This is a genomic window from Shewanella denitrificans OS217 (assembly GCF_000013765.1).
Taxonomy (GTDB): domain Bacteria; phylum Pseudomonadota; class Gammaproteobacteria; order Enterobacterales; family Shewanellaceae; genus Shewanella; species Shewanella denitrificans.
The window spans coordinates 2,591,918-2,611,315 of record NC_007954.1 but is presented as its reverse complement, the minus strand read 5'-3'; the positions used below and the strand labels follow the sequence as shown (position 1 = coordinate 2,611,315).

14 protein-coding genes are annotated in these 19,398 nt (G+C 46.1%); 7 read left to right on the top strand and 7 right to left on the bottom strand.

From position 1 onward, the window contains the following. Window positions 1-18: 18 nt before the first annotated feature. From msbA to SDEN_RS11420, 4 genes are all read left to right on the top strand, one after another. The gene (gene msbA / locus SDEN_RS11430; protein ID WP_011496633.1) at window positions 19-1,821 is read left to right on the top strand and encodes a lipid A export permease/ATP-binding protein MsbA; all 1,803 of its coding nucleotides are present in this window, start codon (window positions 19-21) and stop codon (window positions 1,819-1,821) included. Continuing rightward, window positions 1,822-2,817, top strand: a complete 996-nt coding sequence (gene lpxK, locus SDEN_RS11425; RefSeq protein WP_011496632.1) for a tetraacyldisaccharide 4'-kinase — start codon at window positions 1,822-1,824, stop codon at window positions 2,815-2,817. A 12-nt stretch (window positions 2,818-2,829) separates the two neighbouring features. Beyond that, window positions 2,830-3,000 (top strand): Trm112 family protein, encoded by a 171-nt coding sequence (locus tag SDEN_RS20250; protein ID WP_011496631.1) that lies wholly within the window; start codon window positions 2,830-2,832, stop codon window positions 2,998-3,000. A gap of 211 nt (window positions 3,001-3,211) precedes the next feature. After that, entirely contained in the window at window positions 3,212-3,946 is a 735-nt protein-coding gene (locus tag SDEN_RS11420) for a hypothetical protein (protein ID WP_011496630.1), read from the top strand. Window positions 3,947-4,014: 68 nt separating this feature from the next. On the opposite strand, the gene SDEN_RS11415 is transcribed toward SDEN_RS11420, so the two are convergent. The 7 genes from SDEN_RS11415 to SDEN_RS11385 form a co-directional block, all read right to left on the bottom strand. After that, entirely contained in the window at window positions 4,015-4,884 is an 870-nt protein-coding gene (locus SDEN_RS11415; protein ID WP_011496629.1) for an MBL fold metallo-hydrolase, read from the bottom strand. A gap of 3 nt (window positions 4,885-4,887) precedes the next feature. Beyond that, window positions 4,888-7,980 carry an efflux RND transporter permease subunit gene (locus SDEN_RS11410; protein WP_011496628.1) on the bottom strand — a complete coding sequence of 1,031 codons (3,093 nt, stop codon included), beginning with the start codon at window positions 7,978-7,980 and terminating at the stop codon, window positions 4,888-4,890. Continuing rightward, the gene (locus tag SDEN_RS11405; RefSeq protein ID WP_011496627.1) at window positions 7,977-11,264 is read right to left on the bottom strand and encodes an efflux RND transporter permease subunit; all 3,288 of its coding nucleotides are present in this window, start codon (window positions 11,262-11,264) and stop codon (window positions 7,977-7,979) included. The genes SDEN_RS11410 and SDEN_RS11405 overlap by 4 nt, the downstream gene beginning before the upstream one ends. A gap of 12 nt (window positions 11,265-11,276) precedes the next feature. Then, window positions 11,277-12,335 carry an efflux RND transporter periplasmic adaptor subunit gene (locus tag SDEN_RS11400; RefSeq protein ID WP_011496626.1) on the bottom strand — a complete coding sequence of 353 codons (1,059 nt, stop codon included), beginning with the start codon at window positions 12,333-12,335 and terminating at the stop codon, window positions 11,277-11,279. Window positions 12,336-12,770: 435 nt separating this feature from the next. After that, window positions 12,771-13,571, bottom strand: coding sequence for a slipin family protein (locus SDEN_RS11395; protein WP_011496625.1), 801 nt, complete (start codon window positions 13,569-13,571; stop codon window positions 12,771-12,773). Between the two features lie 13 nt (window positions 13,572-13,584). Further along, complete coding sequence (locus SDEN_RS11390) at window positions 13,585-14,991, bottom strand: NfeD family protein (protein WP_011496624.1); 1,407 nt, start codon at window positions 14,989-14,991, stop codon at window positions 13,585-13,587. Window positions 14,992-15,142: 151 nt separating this feature from the next. Continuing rightward, window positions 15,143-16,429 carry a citrate synthase gene (locus tag SDEN_RS11385; protein WP_041405781.1) on the bottom strand — a complete coding sequence of 429 codons (1,287 nt, stop codon included), beginning with the start codon at window positions 16,427-16,429 and terminating at the stop codon, window positions 15,143-15,145. A gap of 455 nt (window positions 16,430-16,884) precedes the next feature. Between SDEN_RS11385 and sdhC the strand changes: the two genes are divergently transcribed. Genes sdhC through sdhA form a run of 3 tightly spaced genes read left to right on the top strand, consistent with a single transcriptional unit; the run spans window position 16,885 to window position 19,387 of the window. Continuing rightward, entirely contained in the window at window positions 16,885-17,280 is a 396-nt protein-coding gene (sdhC, locus tag SDEN_RS11380; RefSeq protein ID WP_011496622.1) for a succinate dehydrogenase cytochrome b556 subunit, read from the top strand. Then, the gene (gene sdhD / locus SDEN_RS11375) at window positions 17,274-17,621 is read left to right on the top strand and encodes a succinate dehydrogenase, hydrophobic membrane anchor protein (RefSeq protein ID WP_011496621.1); all 348 of its coding nucleotides are present in this window, start codon (window positions 17,274-17,276) and stop codon (window positions 17,619-17,621) included. The genes sdhC and sdhD overlap by 7 nt, the downstream gene beginning before the upstream one ends. After that, window positions 17,621-19,387, top strand: coding sequence for a succinate dehydrogenase flavoprotein subunit (gene sdhA, locus SDEN_RS11370; protein WP_011496620.1), 1,767 nt, complete (start codon window positions 17,621-17,623; stop codon window positions 19,385-19,387). Before sdhD ends, sdhA begins: the two co-directional genes overlap by 1 nt. The last annotated feature ends 11 nt before the right edge of the window (window positions 19,388-19,398 follow it).

The following is a 19,398-nucleotide window of genomic DNA, read 5'->3' as shown; positions in this document are numbered from 1 at the left end:
TCTGCATTATTGGATCCCATGACAGCATCACCCAAAAATGAAATGAGCACAGTATTTAAACGCTTGATGACCTACGTCATGCCAATGAAAGGCATGCTAACCCTGTCAATCTTAGGCTTGATTGTTTACGGTCTTGTGGATGCGGCATTCATTGCTTTTATCAAACCGTTTATCGATGAAGGTTTTAGCCAAAACCCCACCGTTGTGGCTGGGGTTGAACTGCCAACCAGTGGCGGGTTTAGTGCCAATAAAGACGTGATGTTAATGGCGCCTCTCGTGGTGATTGGCATGTTTACTTTGCGCGGAGTGGCAAACTTTGTCTCTACTTACTGCATTTCATATTTAAGTGCTCAGCTTATTATGGATATGCGCCAGCAAGTGTTTGAGCACTATTTGCGCTTACCTGTGAGTTATATCGACCGCGAGAATAGCGGTAACTTGATCTCAAGAGTCACTTTCGATACCGAGCAGATAGCCCGTGCTTCTGGCAGCGCCTTAATTTCAATCGTCCGAGACAGCATTACTGTGATTGGCATGTTGGCATTGATGTTTTTCTATTCATGGAAATTGTCACTGTGCATCTTAGTCATAGGCCCCTTGATGGGGGTGGTGATAAGCATAGTCAGCAAGCGATTCCGTAAAGTCTCAGTGCAAATTCAGTCGGCCATGGGCGGGGTGACTGCCACCACGGAGCAGATGATAAAAGGTCACAAAAATGTCTTATCATTTGGTGGTCAGGAAACTGAAAGTAAACGCTTTTATGAAGTTAACGATCGCAACCGTTATCAGAATATGAAGCTTGCGATGGCGCAATCTGTCAGCCAGCCTGTGATCATGATCATCGGCTCCTTCGCCTTGGCATTCGTGCTCTATGCCGCCAGTTTAGATAGTATGAAGCTTGAGCTCACCGCAGGCACCTTTGCGGCTATCCTAGGCGCTATGCTTGCCATGCTGCAGCCAATTAAAAACTTAACTCGAGTCAATGCCGAGTTTCAGCGCGGGATAGCAGCCTGCACCACGGTATTTGAATTATTGGATACCTTGCCTGAATCCGATACGGGTGCCCATCAGGTTGAACGTGTGCAAGGCCATTTACGCTTTGATAACGTCAGTTTCAGTTATCCAGGACAGGCTAAACCTGCGCTGAATAACATAGATTTTGACGTCAAGCCGGGTAAAACAGTGGCATTGGTGGGGCGTTCAGGCTCTGGTAAATCCACCATGGCAAGCCTTATCACACGTTTCTATACTGGCCTTGAACAAGGGGATATCCGCCTTGATGATGTCAGCATTTACGACTATTCACTTAAATCGTTGCGCTCGCAAGTGGCGCTAGTGTCACAGCAAGTGACCTTATTTAATGACTCTATCGCTAATAATATTGCTTACGCTTATCCAGGTGAAGTGAGCCGTGAGCAAATTCTTAAGGCGGCCACACTCGCTCATGCGATGGAGTTTATCGAACAGCTTCCTGAAGGTTTGGACACCCAAGTGGGGGAAAACGGGGTATTGCTCTCTGGCGGTCAGCGTCAACGTATCGCTATTGCCAGGGCCATGCTGCGCGACGCCCCAGTATTAATCTTAGATGAAGCTACATCGGCGCTGGATACTGAATCGGAAAAAGCCATTCAGTTGGGACTCGATAATTTACGTCATAATCGTACGTCGATTGTGATAGCGCACAGGCTTTCTACCATAGAAAGCGCCGATGAAATTTTAGTGATAGATCAAGGCAAGATTATCGAACGGGGCACTCATGCTAGCCTTATCGAGAAAAAGGGTGCCTACGCAGGTTTGTATCAGATGCAGTTTGGCGAATAAATGCAGCGCTGGATAAATAATATTTGGTATGGCTCAAATCCCATTAAATGGCTACTAGTGCCGTTATCTGGCTTATTTTGGTTGATTTCGAGTCTGAGACGGAAAAAGTTTGCTGGCAGCCCATCGGCATCAGAAGCCTTAGGGGTGCCAGTTATCATAGTCGGTAACATTACCGTGGGTGGCAGTGGCAAAACACCTATGGTCATCTATCTCATTGAACTGCTTCGGCGCCAAGGCTATCGCCCAGGGGTGATTAGCCGCGGTTATGGGGTAAAAATAGACGGGGTTAAGCTGGTTGAAGCACAGGCGAGCGCTGTGGATGTCGGTGATGAGCCCGCCATGATAGTGGCCCGCACTCAAGTGCCCATGGCTGTGGGACCTGACAGGCTTGCCGCGGTGAGCTTATTGCAACGCCATTATGATATCGATGTCATTATCAGCGATGATGGCCTGCAGCATTACAAATTAACTCGAGATATAGAGCTTGTTATCATAGATGGCGCTCGGCGTTTTGGTAATGGTTATCTGTTACCCGCAGGGCCATTACGGGAAGGATTATGGCGGTTAAAGACCATAGATTGGCTGATTAATAATGGGGGGAAGGCCCAAGACAATGAGGTGTTGATGCAGCTGGAACCTAAGCCCTTGTTGAAGGTTAAATCGAGTCAGCCTGGATTGGAAAGCCTAGATAAAGCACTGCCCGTGGTGGCTATGGCCGGCATAGGTAATCCAGCGCGATTTTTTGACTCACTTAGCGGCCAAGGGTATCAGCTAAAGCACACCTTAGCATTTGATGATCATCAGGCATTCGATGCTCAAGCACTCATTGCATTGGCGGGGGACTTGCCGCTTATTATGACGGAAAAAGATGCCATCAAGTGCCGCGACTTTGCTCAAGATAATTGGTGGTATTTACCGGTTAATGCGAGACTTAACGCAGATTTTGATAAGGCATTGTTGGCCCGTTTAGCGCCATTAGTGCAGATAAAACCATAAGGAAAAAGCAAGATGGCATTCGATAAGAAATTGTTAGAAATAGTGGCGTGTCCTGTGTGTAAGGGAAAGCTTGAATTTGATAAACAAGCGCAGACGTTAAATTGTAAGTTCGATAAGTTGGCGTTCCCTATCACAGAAGGCATCCCTGTGTTACTTGAAAATAGAGCACAACCTTTAAGCTAATACCTTGGCTTATGAGTTTTATTAAAACACCTTAGGGTGTTTTAATTTTTGTAATGGGATTGTGAATTTTGTATTGCTTGGTTTTAAAAAGTGTAATTTGGTGATTAATTGGTTGAGCAATTATCGTAAATAAGTATTAATTTACAATAGTTTGCTTGCATGGGCCTATATTTGAAAAGATAATTATCTCCTTCGTAGAAGGAGTATGACTATGTTGCCGCTAGATGATTTTAAACAAGTGGTTTCTCAAGTGCGTCACACCCACTTGGGTGAAAGAATTTGTTTTTTCCAATATCAAGGGAAAGGATATTGGCTTAAACAGGCTGAGCATCTGCAAGGTGCGATGCGACTCGTCAAAGACAATCCTTATGTCTCCATCCAAAAAGAAATTCACTTATTGACTCAGCTTAATGCTCAGGGCGCGGCCGTGCCTATGTTAATGGACAGTGGTGCTGATTATTTGGTGTTGGAAGATGCGGGAAAAACCCTCAAGCAGTGGCTAACAAGTCATGAAACGACTCAAGATCAACTGCAAATCATTCTTAATGATGCCAGTCGAGCCCTAGCTAAATTGCACACTATGTCTTTAGCCCATGGCCGCCCAGCACTGCGAGACATTAGTTGGCAGGCGGGTGATGTTAAGTTTATCGATTTTGAAGCCAATCAAGCTAAGCAGAGCTTATGTATGCAGCAGATCCGGGACTTACTCATCTACATACATAGCCTGTACCGTTATTTAGGGCCGCAGAGTCAGATGATTTTTGAGGCCATTGCAGAATATCGCCGTCATGGCGGTGATGCCATTTGGCAGCAAGCTAAGGCCTTTGTGGCCAGTTGGCAATGGCTCTATTATTTTGCAAGGCCATTTCGTCATGTGGGCGGTAAAGACTTGAAACCCATCTATTGGGTGTTGTGGCATTTTAGGCAAGCGCCGAAATGGGTTTAGGTTTCAAGTAACGACGTTAAATAAAAAAGCTTGCCTCAGGCAAGCTTTTTTATTCGTGAACCTAGACGCTACATCAAACCTTGGTACAAGGTATTGATCCATTTATCTTCGGAGATAAAGTTCCAACCCCAGTTTTTCCACTTTTTCGGTACCCCTTGTTTTTTGATTTGCTTCAGGTTCTTGCCTAGACTGATTTCCTTTCGCATCCAGTTGATGCTGTCATCGAGCATGTGCTTAAACTTTAAGAGATCGTTTTTGGTGGCCATTTCGCCATGACCTGGGATCACTTGGGTCTTATCATTGATCAAACTAAGGGCCGCTGACACATTGTTGCGATAACCCAAAATAGAGCCGCCATGATCTAAGTCGATAAAAGGAAATTTGTCTTTAAAAAACAAGTCGCCCATATGGATGATATTGGCTTTTTCCCAAATGACTATGCTGTCGCCATCCGTGTGGCCAGGACCTAAGTGCTTAACCGCTAAGGTGTCATTATTGAAATGCACCGACAGGCCTTTATCGAAGGTGATTACTGGCAGCGCGACTTTATTGAGGCTTTTATTTTCGCTCAGGCGACTCAATACATTATGGTGAGCCAAAATAGTGCCTTGCTGACCGAAGTGCTCATTGGCACCTGTGTGATCCCCATGGAAATGGGTATTAATCACATACTTTGGCATGCCGACCTGCAGAGTATTGAGGGCTGCGGTAATTTTCTCGGCCAAAGGGGCGAACTGATCGTCTATGATGAGCAAGCCATCTATGCCAGAAGAGACGCCAATGTTGCCGCCAGCCCCCATAAACACATACACATTTTCGGCTAACTGGGTCTGAGTTATCTGTACTTCTGCAAATCTGTCTGCTTGAGCATGGGCAAACTGAGGCACAAGTAGGCTACAAAGGCTAAGGCCTAAAAGAGTGTAACGAGCTAAGAACATGGATTATTCCTTTCTTTGGGCAGGATCTACTGTCCAAGGTAGCAGCTTTTTCGCCAAATTGTCAGCCATGCCCAGTCTAATTGCCGCTTTATAACGCATTCTGTATAAGGCTTGATAGCATAAAGGCACTAAAAACAAACTGGTGGCGGTTGAAAAGGTGAGGCCACCGATAATGGCGATGGCCATAGGTGAGTAAGGGGGACCTCCGCCGCCAATTTGTGTATCCCCAAGAGCCAGCGGCACTAAACCTAATACCGTGGTGCCTACCGTCATGAGTACTGGGCGTAAACGTGTGACACACACACGGCCAATAGTGTCACTGAGTTCATCGAGGGCTGGGGTCATCTGGTTGATTTGATCCACTAACACTATGCCATTGTTTACCACGATCCCCATCAAGATGAGTATGCCTATCATGGACATGATCCCCATAGGGGTCCCCGTCAATAATAAGGCCCAAAATACCCCAGTAATGGAGAATAAGATCGAGGTAATAATGGCTGTGGGCAGCAGTAATGACTCGAATAATGCCGCCATAACTATGTAGATCATAGCGATAGCTAAGATCATATTCACAAGCATCACAGACTGCTCTTCATCTTGACGTTCAAAGCCGCCGCGTAAGCTGTAACCGTAGCCATAAGGGAAGTTTATTGAGTCCATCACTTGCGTTATTTTTTCTTGGGCTTCCTCTGTGGTCAGTTCTTCTGCATTAGCACCGATGGAGAGCGCCGTTTGACGATTAAAATGACGAATAGTGTCAAATCGAGGCACGACCTTAATATCCGCCAAACTGTCTAAGGTATAAGTGCGATCACCTTGCCTGATGATGGGCATTTGTTTGAGCACTTCTAGGGAGTTTTGCCAGCTCTTATCGAAGGCAAGTTCGATGCGAAGCTCACCATTGGGGTCATGCCTGAAAGAGCGTAGCGGTACCCCTCTGAGCGCCAAGGCGATGTTTGAGGCAATTTCGTTAAGCTTAAGGTCAAGGCGCATGGCCATTTGGCGCTTGATAACAATGACGACTTCTTGCTGGGCGCCGCTGACTTCAGAGCGTACATCCTCGAGGCCTTCAATATTACTTAATAAGGGCACCACTTGTTCACTGAGTTTAATGAGCTCAGAAGCCGAGCGACCGGTTAAGGTGACGCGTATTCCCCTTTGCTCACCGCCCCAACCAAATTGAGGCTTGGCAATGGAAAACTTAGGAAAGCCCTCACGTATGCTCTTTTTGAGCTCAGACATGGGAATGGGAATGTCTTTTTTTAGAATAAGCGTCGACTGGCTATCTTGCGGGCTGTAGTAGCTGTAGACAGACTCAATAAAGAATTTCTCTTTATTGGCATACAAGTAGTCTTCCATCTGCTTTACCGTCGCCTCTGTGACTTTAAGGTTGTGGCGGCCTTCAATTTGATAATTGATATAGAGGCGATCATTGCCTTCTCCATCACTTTGATCTTGCTTAATAAAGGTCAAGGGCAATGCGGTAGACACTAAGATAACCAGGGCAATAGCCGCCGAGATCTTAGGATGGTTAAGTGTCCAATTTAGGCTGCGTTGATAGCCCAGTTGTATTTGACTCTCTTTAGTTTGTTTAGGTGTATCGAAATGCAGCTTAGTTAGCAATAGCGGTATTAAGGTTTTGGATACCAGCAAGGATGCAGCCAAGGATATACAAATGGCTATGGCCACATGCTCTAAGAAAATGGTGATTTCAATCTTTACCCCGAAAATATTAGGTAAAAACACGATTGCCGTGGTCATGGTACCGGCCATGACAGCCAGTGCCACCTTCTCAACCCCGGTAAGCACAGCGCGTTCATTGGCTTTGATTTGACAACTGTCGTTATCATCAATATTGCTTGCTTGTTTTTCTTGCAGCACACTTTCAGTGACGACCACGGCATTATCAATCAACATACCTACGGCCAATAACAGCCCCATCATAGATAAAATGTTGAGGCTATAACCCAATAGATACATAACAGCGAGTGTCATGCAGATGGAAATAGGGACAGAAGACACCACCACTAAGGTCATCTTTAGATTACGTAAAAACAAGTACAAGACGCCAAATGACAGCAGGGCGCCAATCAAGCCTGAAATAAGTAAATCTGACAATGAAGACTTCACCCCGAAGGCTTGGTTTTCCATGATGAACAGCTTAATGCCATTAAACTGTTTATCTTGTTTGACGATGTCAATGACCTTAAGCACTCGGTCGGATACATCCACTAAGTTGGCCCCTGATTCTTTAAATACGTCTAAGCCCACGGCGTATTTTTGGTCCAGCAAGCGGCCTTCTACTTGTTCTGGCAAAGAGAAATTGATTTGTGCTACATCGCCTAAGGTGAGCCCGGGTTTGATAACTAAGCTTTTGATATCTTCAAGGCTTTTAAATTCGCCTTTAGGTGACACTTGATACACATGAGTATTGGCCCTAAGGGTACCTGCGCTAATGACGAAGTTTTCATTTTGCAGTCTCCGGGTTAAGGTCAAGGTATCCACATTGGCAGCGCTGAGTTTTAGCGCATCGAGCCTGACTTCAATTTGCTTTTTATCGACCCCGTATAAGGTCACTTTAGAGACGCCATCAACACGTTCTAGGGGCTTTCGTAGTTGTTTATCCAATAAGTCGAAGGCGTTAGACAGCTCTCGTTCACTGGATATACGTATGGTGAGCACTGGCATATCGGCGGTGGAGAATTGCTGAATGAGCACCCGCTCGACATCTTTTGGCAACAAATGTCTTACCGAGTCGATTTTTTCTCGCGCCTCAAGGCTTTTGGTGGCAACGTCCTCCTCCCATTTCATATTAAGCTGAATTTCAGCGCCATCTTGAGAAGAGCTTGAATGCACTTCATCGATGCCACTCATGGTGGCCAGTGCCTCTTCTAAGGGTCTGGTGATATCACGCTCAACTTCGGCAGGAGATGAGCCGGGGTAGGGCACTTGCACCATGATCTGCGGTATGTCTATTCCTGGGAACATCTCCAAGGGCAACATGCGGCTGGATGCTAACCCAAAAAGTAAGATGGCAAGGAAGAACATGCTGGTGGTAACAGGCCGTTTTATGGCGAGTTTGGTGAGATTCATGACTGAGCTCCTTGTTCTAGGTGCTGGGCTTGCTCAATCGAAGGGGTATTTTTTGCATTGGCGGCATAGACTTTTTTATCAAACAGACCGTAGAGTGCGGGGATCACCAACAAGGTTAATAAGGTTGACAGACCTAAACCGAAAATAACCGTTATTGCCATAGGCGCACGCACTTCACTGCCATCACCTATGCCAATTGCCATGGGCAATAAGCCAAGGGTTGTGGTTAAGGTGGTCATCAAGATGGGCCTTAAGCGAGAAGAGGCAGCATCTATGATGGCACTGTGCTTGTCTTGGCCATCACGGCGTAATTGATTAATCCTATCCACTAATACAATGGCATTATTGACCACAATCCCCGCCAGCATAATAAGACCGATGAACACCACCACACTCAAATGAGTACCTGTGATGTATAGGCCTATGATACTGCCACCGAGCGCCATGGGTACGGCGATTAAGATAAGCAATGGATGCAGTAAAGATTCAAACTGGCTTGCCATCACCAGATAAACTAAAAATACCGCTAGCACTAAGGCGATTTTTAGTGAATCGAAGGAGTGCTTCATTTCTTCATTTTGGCCGCCAAATCGCGCCTGAACTGAACTCGATAATTGCAATTGCGCTAAAATGGCTTCAGCTTCCATGACAGCCTCACTTAAATCCCCATAGGCAAGGTTAGATGACACTATGGCCACTCGTTGCTGGCTTACGCGATTAATGGCCGATGGACCCACTTTCAATTGCACTTGAGCAACGGCGCTTAAAGGGATGGGTTGAGCACTGTTTGGGTTGATGATAAGGGCGTCAATATCGCTAATTTGATCTCGCTCGCTGAGTTCGCTTCGCACCAAAATATCCACTTTACGATCGCGAACCGTATATTGGCTGGCGACAGTGCCGCCAATGCGCTGGGCGATGCGGGTGGCGACCGTGGGCGCGTCCATGCCTAATGCGGCGAGGCGGGCATGATCAAACTGGATGCTTATTTCAGGCTGACCGTCGCGAAGGCTAGTGTTAAGGTCGCTAAATCTATCGGATTGCGATAGGGCCTTCACTAAGGCATCGGCGCTGAGTTTAAGCTGAGCTAAATCATAACCTGCAAGCTCTATTTCAAGGGGCGGTTTAAAGCTAAACAGTTCTGGATGTTCAATTTTGGCTTCTAATTCAGGCAAACGGCGCGCCGTTTGACGCAGCACATGGCTTACCGCATCAAAGGCTTCAGCATGGTTAAGCACGACTTGTAAGCGGCCCCAATTTTCGCCTCCTTGGGCAGTATCTGAAGTCATTAGGCCGCCGCTGCCTGCTTGGCTATAGGCGTGTTTCACATCGCTGCGATCACTAATTGACTCGGCCAAAATTTGCAGCACCGCATCGGTTTCACTGACTTCAGTGCCCGGTGGCAGCAAAATCTCCACATAAAACTCACCCTGATTCATGGGCGGAATAAGCTCAACCCCAAGACGAGGCAGTAAGCTGGTGGCGGCTAAGGTGATAGCAAATGCAATAATTAAGGTGATGACTTTCATCTTCATGGCGCTGGCAAGTAACGGCTGGTATATACGCTCAACCAGATGATACACAGCATTAAAACCTTGACTTAATGGGCGCATAAAGAGGCCAAAGAACCAGGCGAAAAACCGGCTCAATATTAAGGTGCTGGTGAGTAAAAAACGCGGTAAATAGCTAAACAGCAGCAAGAAGGGAAAGCTAATCACCTTTAAAGCATAATGGAAAAATTTGGCCCGAGTACTGGAAAACTCTGGCGTTATCGAAGGCGCGTTGGCGCTATCTTCTGTCTCTTCGATGGGATTAAAACCTTGGCGTGATGCCAGCATAGGGATGGCTGTCATGGCGACAAACAAGGATGCCAGCAGCGCGAAGGTGACTGTCATGGCTTGATCGGCAAACAAGGCGCCAGCGATACCGTCAACAAACACCAGCGGCAAAAATACCGCCAGGGTGGTCAAGGTAGAAGCAAAAATGGCGCCTGCCACTTCACTGCAACCCGTGACAGCAGCCGTCACTTTATCCATGCCTTGAGACTTGTATCTGTCGATATTCTCAAGCACGACTATGGCATTATCCACTAACAGGCCAATGGCCAGTGCTATGCCGCCAAGTGACATGATGTTTAAGCTGATATCGGCAAAATACATCATGTTAAAGGTGGCAATCACAGAGAAGGGGATCGAGATTGAGATAATTAGGGTTGCAATAATATCTTTAAGGAACAGATAGATAACTAGCATAGCTAGTAAGCTACCAAACAGGGCCGCTGAGGTGACTTCACTGACGGCACTTTGAATGAATTCGCTCTGATCGTAGACAATATTAAGCTGGTGGCCGTTGTCGGCACTGTTAATGGCGTCGAGCTCACTTTTTAGTTTTTGCGCTACGGCAACGGTATTGGCATCACCTTCTTTGTAGATGGCAAGCTCGATGGATTCCACGCTGCCAATGCGAGTGATATCACTGCGCTCCTTATAGGCATCTTGAATTTGCGCCACATCATTTAGACGCACTAACGTTTGGCCGTCACGGTAGATAATGACTTGACCAAGTTCCTCTAAGGAATTGAATTGGTTTAAAGTTCTGACTAAATACTCTTTATCGCCTTGGATCACTTTTCCGGCAGATAAGTTAATATTTTCTTCGTTAATTCGGCGTTTTACATCGTCAGCATTGAGGTTGAGCTGCGCAAGCTTTTGCTGATTAAGCAAAATATGCACTTCTTGCTCGAGACCACCTGATAAGCGCACTGCGGCAACGCCAGGTAAGGCCTCTAGGCGACGTTTTAACTCCTCATCGGCGAAGGTGCGCATTTGCTTCAACTGCTCGGCATTGGCATCGGGCACTGAGAAGGCTAAGCGCATGATGGGGTCAAGGTTGGGATTAAAGCGCAGCAGCAAAGGTTTGTTAATATCAAGCGGCAATTCTATGGTGTCAATTTTCTCTCTGACTTCAAGGCTTGCTAAATCCATGTCAACGCCCCATTCAAACTCCAGCACTACATCGGAAAGCCCAGAGCGAGAAATAGAACTAATTTTACGTAAGCCTTTAACAACGCCGACGGATTCTTCCAAAGGTTTAGAGATTAGCTGCTCCACTTCCACCGGGGCCGCACCATCATATAGGGTGCGTATGGTGACACTGGGGTAGCTTAAATCTGGCAACAATTTTATGGCGAGGCGAGAGAAGCCCACCATGCCAAACAGCATGATGGCCAACATAAACATCCACACTGTGACCGGGCGTTTAACGGAGGTGTTGATAATAGACATGTCAAGACTCCGTTATTTAGCGGCAAAGTTAAGTGGGGTGATGACTTCAACCAAGGATTGGTCTTTTAAATTTTGCTGACCACGAATAACCACTTGCTCACCCGGTTCGACGCCGTCGATAACTTCAACGATTTCATTTTCACGGTAGCCTAAGCTGACTTCACGCCTAAGGGCTTTATCGTCCTTAATGATATACAGGGCCAGTATGTTGTCCTGATTGATGACGGCATTATAAGGCACTGTGATGGCGTTATCATGGGTGTCGTACTTGAGCTCAACCCGAGTAAACATGCCTGATTTAAGCTGGGCCTTGTGGTTAGGCACGGCGAGTGTGACCTTAAAGGTGCCGCTATTGGCATCCACCACTGGACTTATTCTTAATACATGTGCGATGACATCTTGTTGGCTCTGCTGACTAAAGACTTTGGCTTCTTGGCCTAGGCGTAAGCTTGCTAATTGCTGCTCTGGTAAGTGGACTATGCCATGAAGTTCATCTTGATTGACTATGTAAAACAGTTCATCAAATTCCTTGGCCATGTTGCCTAATTTCACTAAGCGGTGGGCAACCACACCGTTTATTGGTGAGGTGATTTGACTGTCTTTTAACTTAAGCTCGGCGAGATCTCGCTGGGCTTTGGCCGCTTGCAGGTTAAATTCTAACTTGGCTAAGGCATCCTGGCTTACAAACTCTTTATTGTTGATTTTATTTAGACGATTAAGCTCTTGCTCGATGATCTGCACTTCGGCTTCTGAGCGATTAAACTCATATTTTTGACGCTTAGGATCGATAACGGCAAGCACCTGACCTTTAGTGACTCTATCACCTTCTTCAACAAGAATTTTTTCAACCAGACCAGATACCCGGCTTAGCACATGAGCTTCTTCAGGCGCTTCTAAGGTGGCGGTAGTGCTATAGAAGGAGGATACATGGCCTTGGCCCACTAAGGCTGTTTCCACCGGAACGACAAACTTATCTTCTTTGGCTTGCTCTTGGGGTTGTTCGCAGCCAGTTAGCACAGCGATGCAAAGTAAGGAAAGTGCTAAGGTTTTAACGTTAATGAACCTGTCCATGGGATACCTGCTAGTAATATTAATATTGTTAAAAAGCTACAAATGGTAAAAAAGTTGCGCACTAAGTCTGTTGAGTGTCGCCCGTCTTCTTATGTACGTCACGCTAACATTTGTAACTAATGTTAATTGCTGGTTTTAAAGCATAAAGTGTGCCATGTTTAAAATCCTTTAATTAACAGTGTGTTAACTTTCGCTATTGGTTAGTGCGGTTTAGCTGGAACGTTAAATGTAGTGAAAATGTTTATTTATTAGTGTGATTGGCTAAATTGAAAATTAGCGGGTCAAAGGTGGGTGTGAGCACGATCCACAATGGTAAGGAGAGGAGGTTTGCATCCTATTCTACCTAGCGCAGATACAGCACTACAGATACAGTGCTATGGACAGGAAGGCTGGAAAGCCTTGTTTATTAGGCTTTCCTTAGGAGCATCAAGCACGCTATTCTGTCTTTTTTGTTTTACTCACTTTTACTGTTTTATTTTCCTGAAATGCGCCTTTTAACAGATCCATAGGTAAGGGGAATAATATGGTCGAATTTTTTTCAGTGGCAATTTCAGTCAAGGTTTGCAGATAACGCAATAAGATAGCATTGGGCTCGATTGCCAAGGTCTTTGCAGCTTCCACCAATTTAGCCGATGCCTCCATTTCACCAGAAGCATGGATAACTTTAGCACGCCTGGTACGCTCGGCTTCAGCTTGGCGGGCTATGGCCCTGACCATGGTTTCATTAAGATCCACATGCTTAATCTCAACATTGGACACTTTTATTCCCCAACCGTCGGTTCGTGTATCGAGAATGGCTTGAATATCGGTATTGAGCATGTCTCGATTGGCGAGCATTTCATCCAGTTCATGTTGCCCTAATACAGAACGCAGTGTCGTTTGTGCCAATTGCGAGGTAGCTTGCAGGTAATCTTCCACATTGATGATGGCTTTTTGGGCATCGATAACCCGAAAATAGATCACGGCATTGACCTTAACTGAAACATTGTCCCGACTTATTACATCTTGGGTGGGAACATCCATGACTATGGTACGCAGATCGACTCGCACCATTTGTTGAACCAGCGGAATAACTATGATTAGCCCAGGGCCTTTCACCTTGTGAAATCGGCCTAGCATGAAAATAACGCCGCGCTCGTATTCCCGCAAAATTTTAAATGTGCTCAACAATAACAATACAATTAACAATATGAGCGCGGTGAAGAACACATTGCTGTTATAGGCTAGGGCTTCCATTTGGGTGATCCTCTTATGTGGTGCGTTTATCTGCTACAGGCTCATCCATGATCTTGTCATTAGATAAACCTGTGACTGTTAATGTCAGCTTGTTACGGGCAATGACTTTGACCCGTTGATCTGTTGTGGTCTGTGTGTCGCTGATGGCGGCCCAGGTCTCACCACCCAGTAGCACAAAGCCTTGATGCTCAAAGCCTGTGATTACCTTTGCTTCTGCGCCAAGTATGGCTTCATCGCCACTGACAGCCGGTTGATTTCGACTCTTCCAAATGGATGACAGCACCCAAAGTGTGAATAGGATAGCGGTGACTGTGACTGCGGCAATTAAGGGCAAGGAAATACTTAAGTCGCTGTCAGTGTCTAATAAAAAGATTGATCCCAACGCAAATGCCGCAGCGCCGCCTAGGCCAAAAATTCCCACACTTGGCACCATAGATTCGGCAACGAGCAATACAATGCCCAAAATTAACAACCCAAGACCGGCATAATTGATGGGTAATAATTGAAATGCATACAGGGCAACCAGTAATGAAATCCCGCCAATGACGCCTGCTATCCCTATGCCTGGGCTGTAAAATTCTAGCAACAAGCCGTAAATACCGATTAACATCAAAATATAGGCGATGTTCGGGTTTGTGATGGTGGCGATAAATTGATTGCGCCAATCCATAGGCCGCTCAATAACTTGGGCTTGGTTTAAGTCTAACTGATGTTGGGTTCCTGCTAAGTTCAGTGTCCAGCCGTGGAGGCTGCCAATCAGTTGTGCTACATCCTCAGCCATCAAGGTGATCACTTGCTGGGCTAAGGCTTCTTCGGCAGTCAGGGTGGCGGCCTCTTTTACCGCAAGCTCTGCCCAGGCTTGATTTCGGCCACGTAATTGAGCTAAAGCGCGGATATAAGCGATGGAATCATTGAGTACTTTCTTTTCCATGGCGCTTTTATCTTTGGAGCCGTTTTGTTCGTCCTCTGATTTTGCGGGGGAGGGTGATGCAGGTCCCATCTGCACTGGCGTGGCAGCACCTAAAGTGGTGGCAGGTGCCATGGCCGCAATGTGACAGGCGTAAAGGATGTAAGTGCCAGCACTCATTGCGCGCGCACCCACAGGGGCAACCAGGCAGGCGATGGGGATATTCGAGGTTAAAATACGTTGGTTTATATCCCTTAAACTTGAGACTAAGCCGCCCGGTGTATCAAAAACTATGACTAATAAAGGCGGGCGTATATTGATGTTAAGGCTATTGGCAGCGGTAATTTCTGTGACTAGGTATTCACTCACCGCAGGGCCTATGGCCCCTTCGAATCTGAGTACAGGAATTGTCTTGGCAATGGAGATATCGGCCACTTTCTCTTGACCATGAGTACACAAGGCGAGACCAAGCAGGCCGCACAACAACAATGATCGCAACATTAGCGTAAACATAGTCCCTCCTTAGCAGCCTACCCTGTTTATAGTTTAGTCTACTATGTGAGCAAAGTGAGTATGTTGTGGCTCAGTATTATTGGTAGGAGAAGGTGAAATTTAAAAAACAAAAAAGGCGCCGAAGCGCCTTTTTTAGTGGGAAAATCTTAGCTTAACGCTTTTCTTTCGCCACGAAGTCTCTGTGAGTTGCACCTGTGTACAACTGACGTGGACGACTGATTTTGTGACCTGGTTGGTCTAGCATTTCTTTCCAATGAGAGATCCAGCCGACCGTGCGCGCTAGGGCGAACAGCACAGTGAACATACTGGTTGGAATACCAATGGCTTTCATGATAATGCCAGAGTAGAAGTCAACGTTCGGGTACAGCTTCTTAGAGATGAAGTACTCATCTTCAAGGGCAATACGCTCAAGTTCCATGGCCACATCCAATAATGGATCTTTAACCTTAAGTTCTTTAAGCACTTCATGGCAAGTTTCACGCATCACTTTGGCGCGTGGGTCAAAGTTTTTGTAAACACGATGACCAAAGCCCATTAAGCGGAATGGATCGTTCTTGTCTTTGGCTTTCTCGATAAACTCAGGAATGCGATCAACACTGCCGATTTCTTCAAGCATGTTCAGACACGCTTCGTTAGCGCCGCCGTGTGCAGGGCCCCAAAGAGAAGCGATACCCGCTGCGATACAAGCAAATGGGTTTGCACCCGAAGAGCCGGCTAAACGCACGGTTGATGTCGATGCATTTTGCTCGTGATCTGCGTGTAATACGAAGATACGGTCAATAGCACGTTCAATCACAGGGTTAACCACATAGGTTTCACATGGGGTTGCGAACATCATAGACAAGAAGTTACCTGCGTAGCTTAAATCGTTACGTGGGTAAATAAATGGCTGACCGACAGAGTACTTGTAACACATGGCGGCAATTGTTGGCATCTTAGACACTAAACGGTAAGCAGCGATTTCTCTGTGCTCTGGATTGTTCACATCCAGTGAGTCTTGGAAGAATGCAGACAAGGCACCTGTGACACCACATAACATGGCCATAGGATGAGCATCGCGGCGGAAACCTCTAAAGAAGAAGGCAAGCTGCTCATTCACCATAGTGTGTTGTTTAACAGTGGCAACAAATTCAGCATACTGTGCTTTTGAGGGTAATTCACCGTACAGCAACAAGTAGCATAGATCTAAATAATCTGATTCAGTCGCTAATTGGTCGATTGGATAACCGCGGTGTAATAATATACCTTTATCGCCATCAATATAGGTGATGGCAGACTCGCATGAGGCTGTGGCTAAAAAGCCTGGATCGAAAGTGAAGTAGCCCTTTTTCCCAAGTTTGCTGATGTCGATGACATCGAAACCGGCAGAGCCCTGCATGATCGGCAATTCGATTGAATTGTTTTCTGGTAATTCTAATTTGGCCATTTTGTCAGCCATACCCTTCTCCTTACTTATCTTTTCAACGAGCGCAGCTTCGTTAGCGGCCATTACTTTACAGTGATTCTAGATCACATTTCAATTTAAATAAGCGTTTAATTACATAAAACCAATTTCAGTATATGTTGAATATTTATTGGTAAACATTGAGATTGCGCAACAAACTTGTAAAAACTTGCTATGGATTGATGCAAATTACAAAAAATGAAAAATTGCCGAGTGTGATGTTTGTATTTGACAAAAGCCGCGAGTATACTTGGCTGCGTCCTAAGGGCGACAAACATCACAATTTGAACATTTCGCTATTCCTACACATACTAGTGATTTCTCAATTGGTTAGGTGTTTGCATTAAGTATGTTTTTGATTGAAGTTTTTGCCAGCTATTTAAGTAGAAAATTTAATCAAAGACGATATACATAACAAAAATAAGTGCTCTTTGAAGCAAATTTGCTCAATGGAGCTGAGTGAGCAGAACGTGAAAAAGCAAAGACCTGTCCATCTAGATCTGCAGACCATTCGCTTTCCTGCAACAGCGATTGTGTCGATCCTTCACCGTATTTCCGGTGTCATTATGCTGTTTGCTATCGGTATCCTTCTTTGGTTGTTAAATTCGACCTTAACATCAGCCGAAGGTTTCGCTAGCGTACAATCCTTGTTCGATGGTTTCGTGATGAAGTTTATCCTCTGGGGTATCTTAACGGCGCTGGGTTATCACTTATTAGGTGGCATACGTCACTTGATCATGGATGCCGGTTGTTGGGAAGAATTCAAGTCTGGTACTGCATCCGCTAAGGCACTATTTGTGTTAGCAGCAGCCTTTTCTATCATCGCGGGGGTTTGGGTATGGTAACAAACGCAGCAAGTTTTGGACGCAGCGGTGTTCATGACTATATTTTATTACGCGCAAGCGCGGTTATTTTAGCCTGTTATACCATCTTTTTGGTTGGCTTTATTGCCTGCAGCTCCCCTTTGACTTTTGACATTTGGCACGGTCTTTTTAGCACCCTACCGATGAAAGTCTTTACACTGGTAACCCTGATTGCCTTATTGATCCATGCTTGGATTGGTATTTGGCAAGTGCTGACAGATTACGTTAAGTCTACGGCTTTACGTGGTGTTTTACAGTTTACCTTCGTCGTGACCGCATTTAGCTATTTAGCGGCCGGCATCATTATAGTGTGGGGTGTCTAGTGAGTATTCCAGTACGCGAATTTGATGCAATCGTAATCGGCGCCGGTGGCGCTGGTATGCGCGCTGCATTGCAGATTTCTAAAGAAGGTAAGAGCTGCGCGCTGTTATCAAAAGTATTCCCAACCCGCTCTCATACGGTATCGGCTCAAGGCGGTATTACTGTCGCCTTAGGCAACGCCCATGAAGATCACTGGGAACAGCACATGTACGATACAGTTAAAGGTTCCGATTTTATCGGTGACCAAGACGCTATCGAATTTATGTGTCAAACAGGTCCAGAAGCCATCATAGAACTAGAGCACATGGGTCTGCCATTCTCTCGTTTTGAAAACGGCACTATTTATCAACGTCCTTTTGGCGGCCAATCAAGAAACTTTGGTGGCGAGCAAGCGGCCCGTACCGCGGCAGCGGCGGACCGTACCGGTCATGCCTTGCTTCACTGCTTGTATCAGCAAAACGTTAAGCATAAAACCCAAGTGTTTTCTGAGTGGTATGCCCTTGATTTAGTGAAAAACGAAGACGGCGTGATTGTCGGTTGTACTGCAATCGAAATCGAAACCGGTGACATCGTTTATTTCAAAGCTAAGGCAACCATACTAGCCACTGGCGGTGCAGGGCGCATTTATGCCTCAACCACTAACGCTCATATCAACACGGGTGATGGCGTGGGTATGGCAGCGCGTGCTGGGGTTCAATTACAAGACATGGAAATGTGGCAGTTCCACCCGACGGGTATTGCTGGCGCAGGTGTGTTGGTGACCGAAGGTTGTCGTGGTGAAGGTGGATACCTGCTAAACAAAGACGGCGAGCGTTTCATGGAGCGTTATGCACCAAACGCCAAGGATTTAGCATCTCGTGACGTGGTAGCACGTTCTATGATGACTGAAATTCGTGAAGGTCGTGGCCTCGATGGTCCATTAGGCCCACATTGTTTATTGAAGCTTGATCATTTAGGTAAAGAGACCCTAGAAGCCCGTCTTCCTGGTGTGTGTGAATTATCACGTACCTTTGCCCATATCGATCCGGCCGATGGTCCAATCCCTGTACTGCCAACCTGTCATTATATGATGGGTGGCTTGCCTGCTAAAGTGAGCGGCCAGGTTATTCGCATGAATGAAGACGGCACAGAACAAGAAGTGACAGGTCTGTTTGCAGTGGGCGAAATTGCCTGCGTATCAGTCCACGGTGCTAACCGTTTAGGCGGTAACTCGCTACTGGATTTAGTGGTCTTTGGCCGCGCAGCAGGACAGCATTTAGGTAAGGCACTGGATGAAACTGCCGATCCAAAAGCGCCAACTGAAGCCGAAATCAACGCATCACTTGCACGTCTAAACCGTTGGGAAAGCAACAAAGACGGTGAAGACCCTGCGGTCATCCGTAAAGATCTTCAATTGTGCATGCAACTTAACTTCTCTGTGTTCCGCAGTGGCGATGCCATGGCTGAAGGCTTAGAACAGTTACAGGCCATTCAGAAGCGTCTTGAAAATGCAAAGTTATCTGACAATTCAAAAGAATTTAATACTCAACGTATTGAGTGCTTAGAGCTAGATAACTTAATGGCAACGGCATTAGCAACGGCTTACGCTGCTAACTTCCGTACCGAAAGCCGTGGTGCACATTCACGTGAAGATTTCTTGGACCGTGATGATGATAATTGGTTATGCCACAGTATATTTGACCCTGTGACAGTGGAAATGCGCAAGCGTGATGTGAATATGTCACCTAAGCTACGTGCAGCGTTCCCACCGATTAAACGTACCTACTAAGGCAGGAGTTG

Coding starts and splice junctions, on each gene's coding strand:
- msbA (WP_011496633.1), top strand. CDS start 19: ATGACAGCATCACCCAAAAATGAAATGAGCACAGTATTTAAACGCTTG.
- lpxK (WP_011496632.1), top strand. CDS start 1,822: ATGCAGCGCTGGATAAATAATATTTGGTATGGCTCAAATCCCATTAAA.
- SDEN_RS20250 (WP_011496631.1), top strand. CDS start 2,830: ATGGCATTCGATAAGAAATTGTTAGAAATAGTGGCGTGTCCTGTGTGT.
- SDEN_RS11420 (WP_011496630.1), top strand. CDS start 3,212: ATGTTGCCGCTAGATGATTTTAAACAAGTGGTTTCTCAAGTGCGTCAC.
- SDEN_RS11415 (WP_011496629.1), bottom strand. CDS start 4,884: ATGTTCTTAGCTCGTTACACTCTTTTAGGCCTTAGCCTTTGTAGCCTA.
- SDEN_RS11410 (WP_011496628.1), bottom strand. CDS start 7,980: ATGAATCTCACCAAACTCGCCATAAAACGGCCTGTTACCACCAGCATG.
- SDEN_RS11405 (WP_011496627.1), bottom strand. CDS start 11,264: ATGTCTATTATCAACACCTCCGTTAAACGCCCGGTCACAGTGTGGATG.
- SDEN_RS11400 (WP_011496626.1), bottom strand. CDS start 12,335: ATGGACAGGTTCATTAACGTTAAAACCTTAGCACTTTCCTTACTTTGC.
- SDEN_RS11395 (WP_011496625.1), bottom strand. CDS start 13,571: ATGGAAGCCCTAGCCTATAACAGCAATGTGTTCTTCACCGCGCTCATA.
- SDEN_RS11390 (WP_011496624.1), bottom strand. CDS start 14,991: ATGTTTACGCTAATGTTGCGATCATTGTTGTTGTGCGGCCTGCTTGGT.
- SDEN_RS11385 (WP_041405781.1), bottom strand. CDS start 16,429: ATGGCTGACAAAATGGCCAAATTAGAATTACCAGAAAACAATTCAATC.
- sdhC (WP_011496622.1), top strand. CDS start 16,885: ATGGAGCTGAGTGAGCAGAACGTGAAAAAGCAAAGACCTGTCCATCTA.
- sdhD (WP_011496621.1), top strand. CDS start 17,274: ATGGTAACAAACGCAGCAAGTTTTGGACGCAGCGGTGTTCATGACTAT.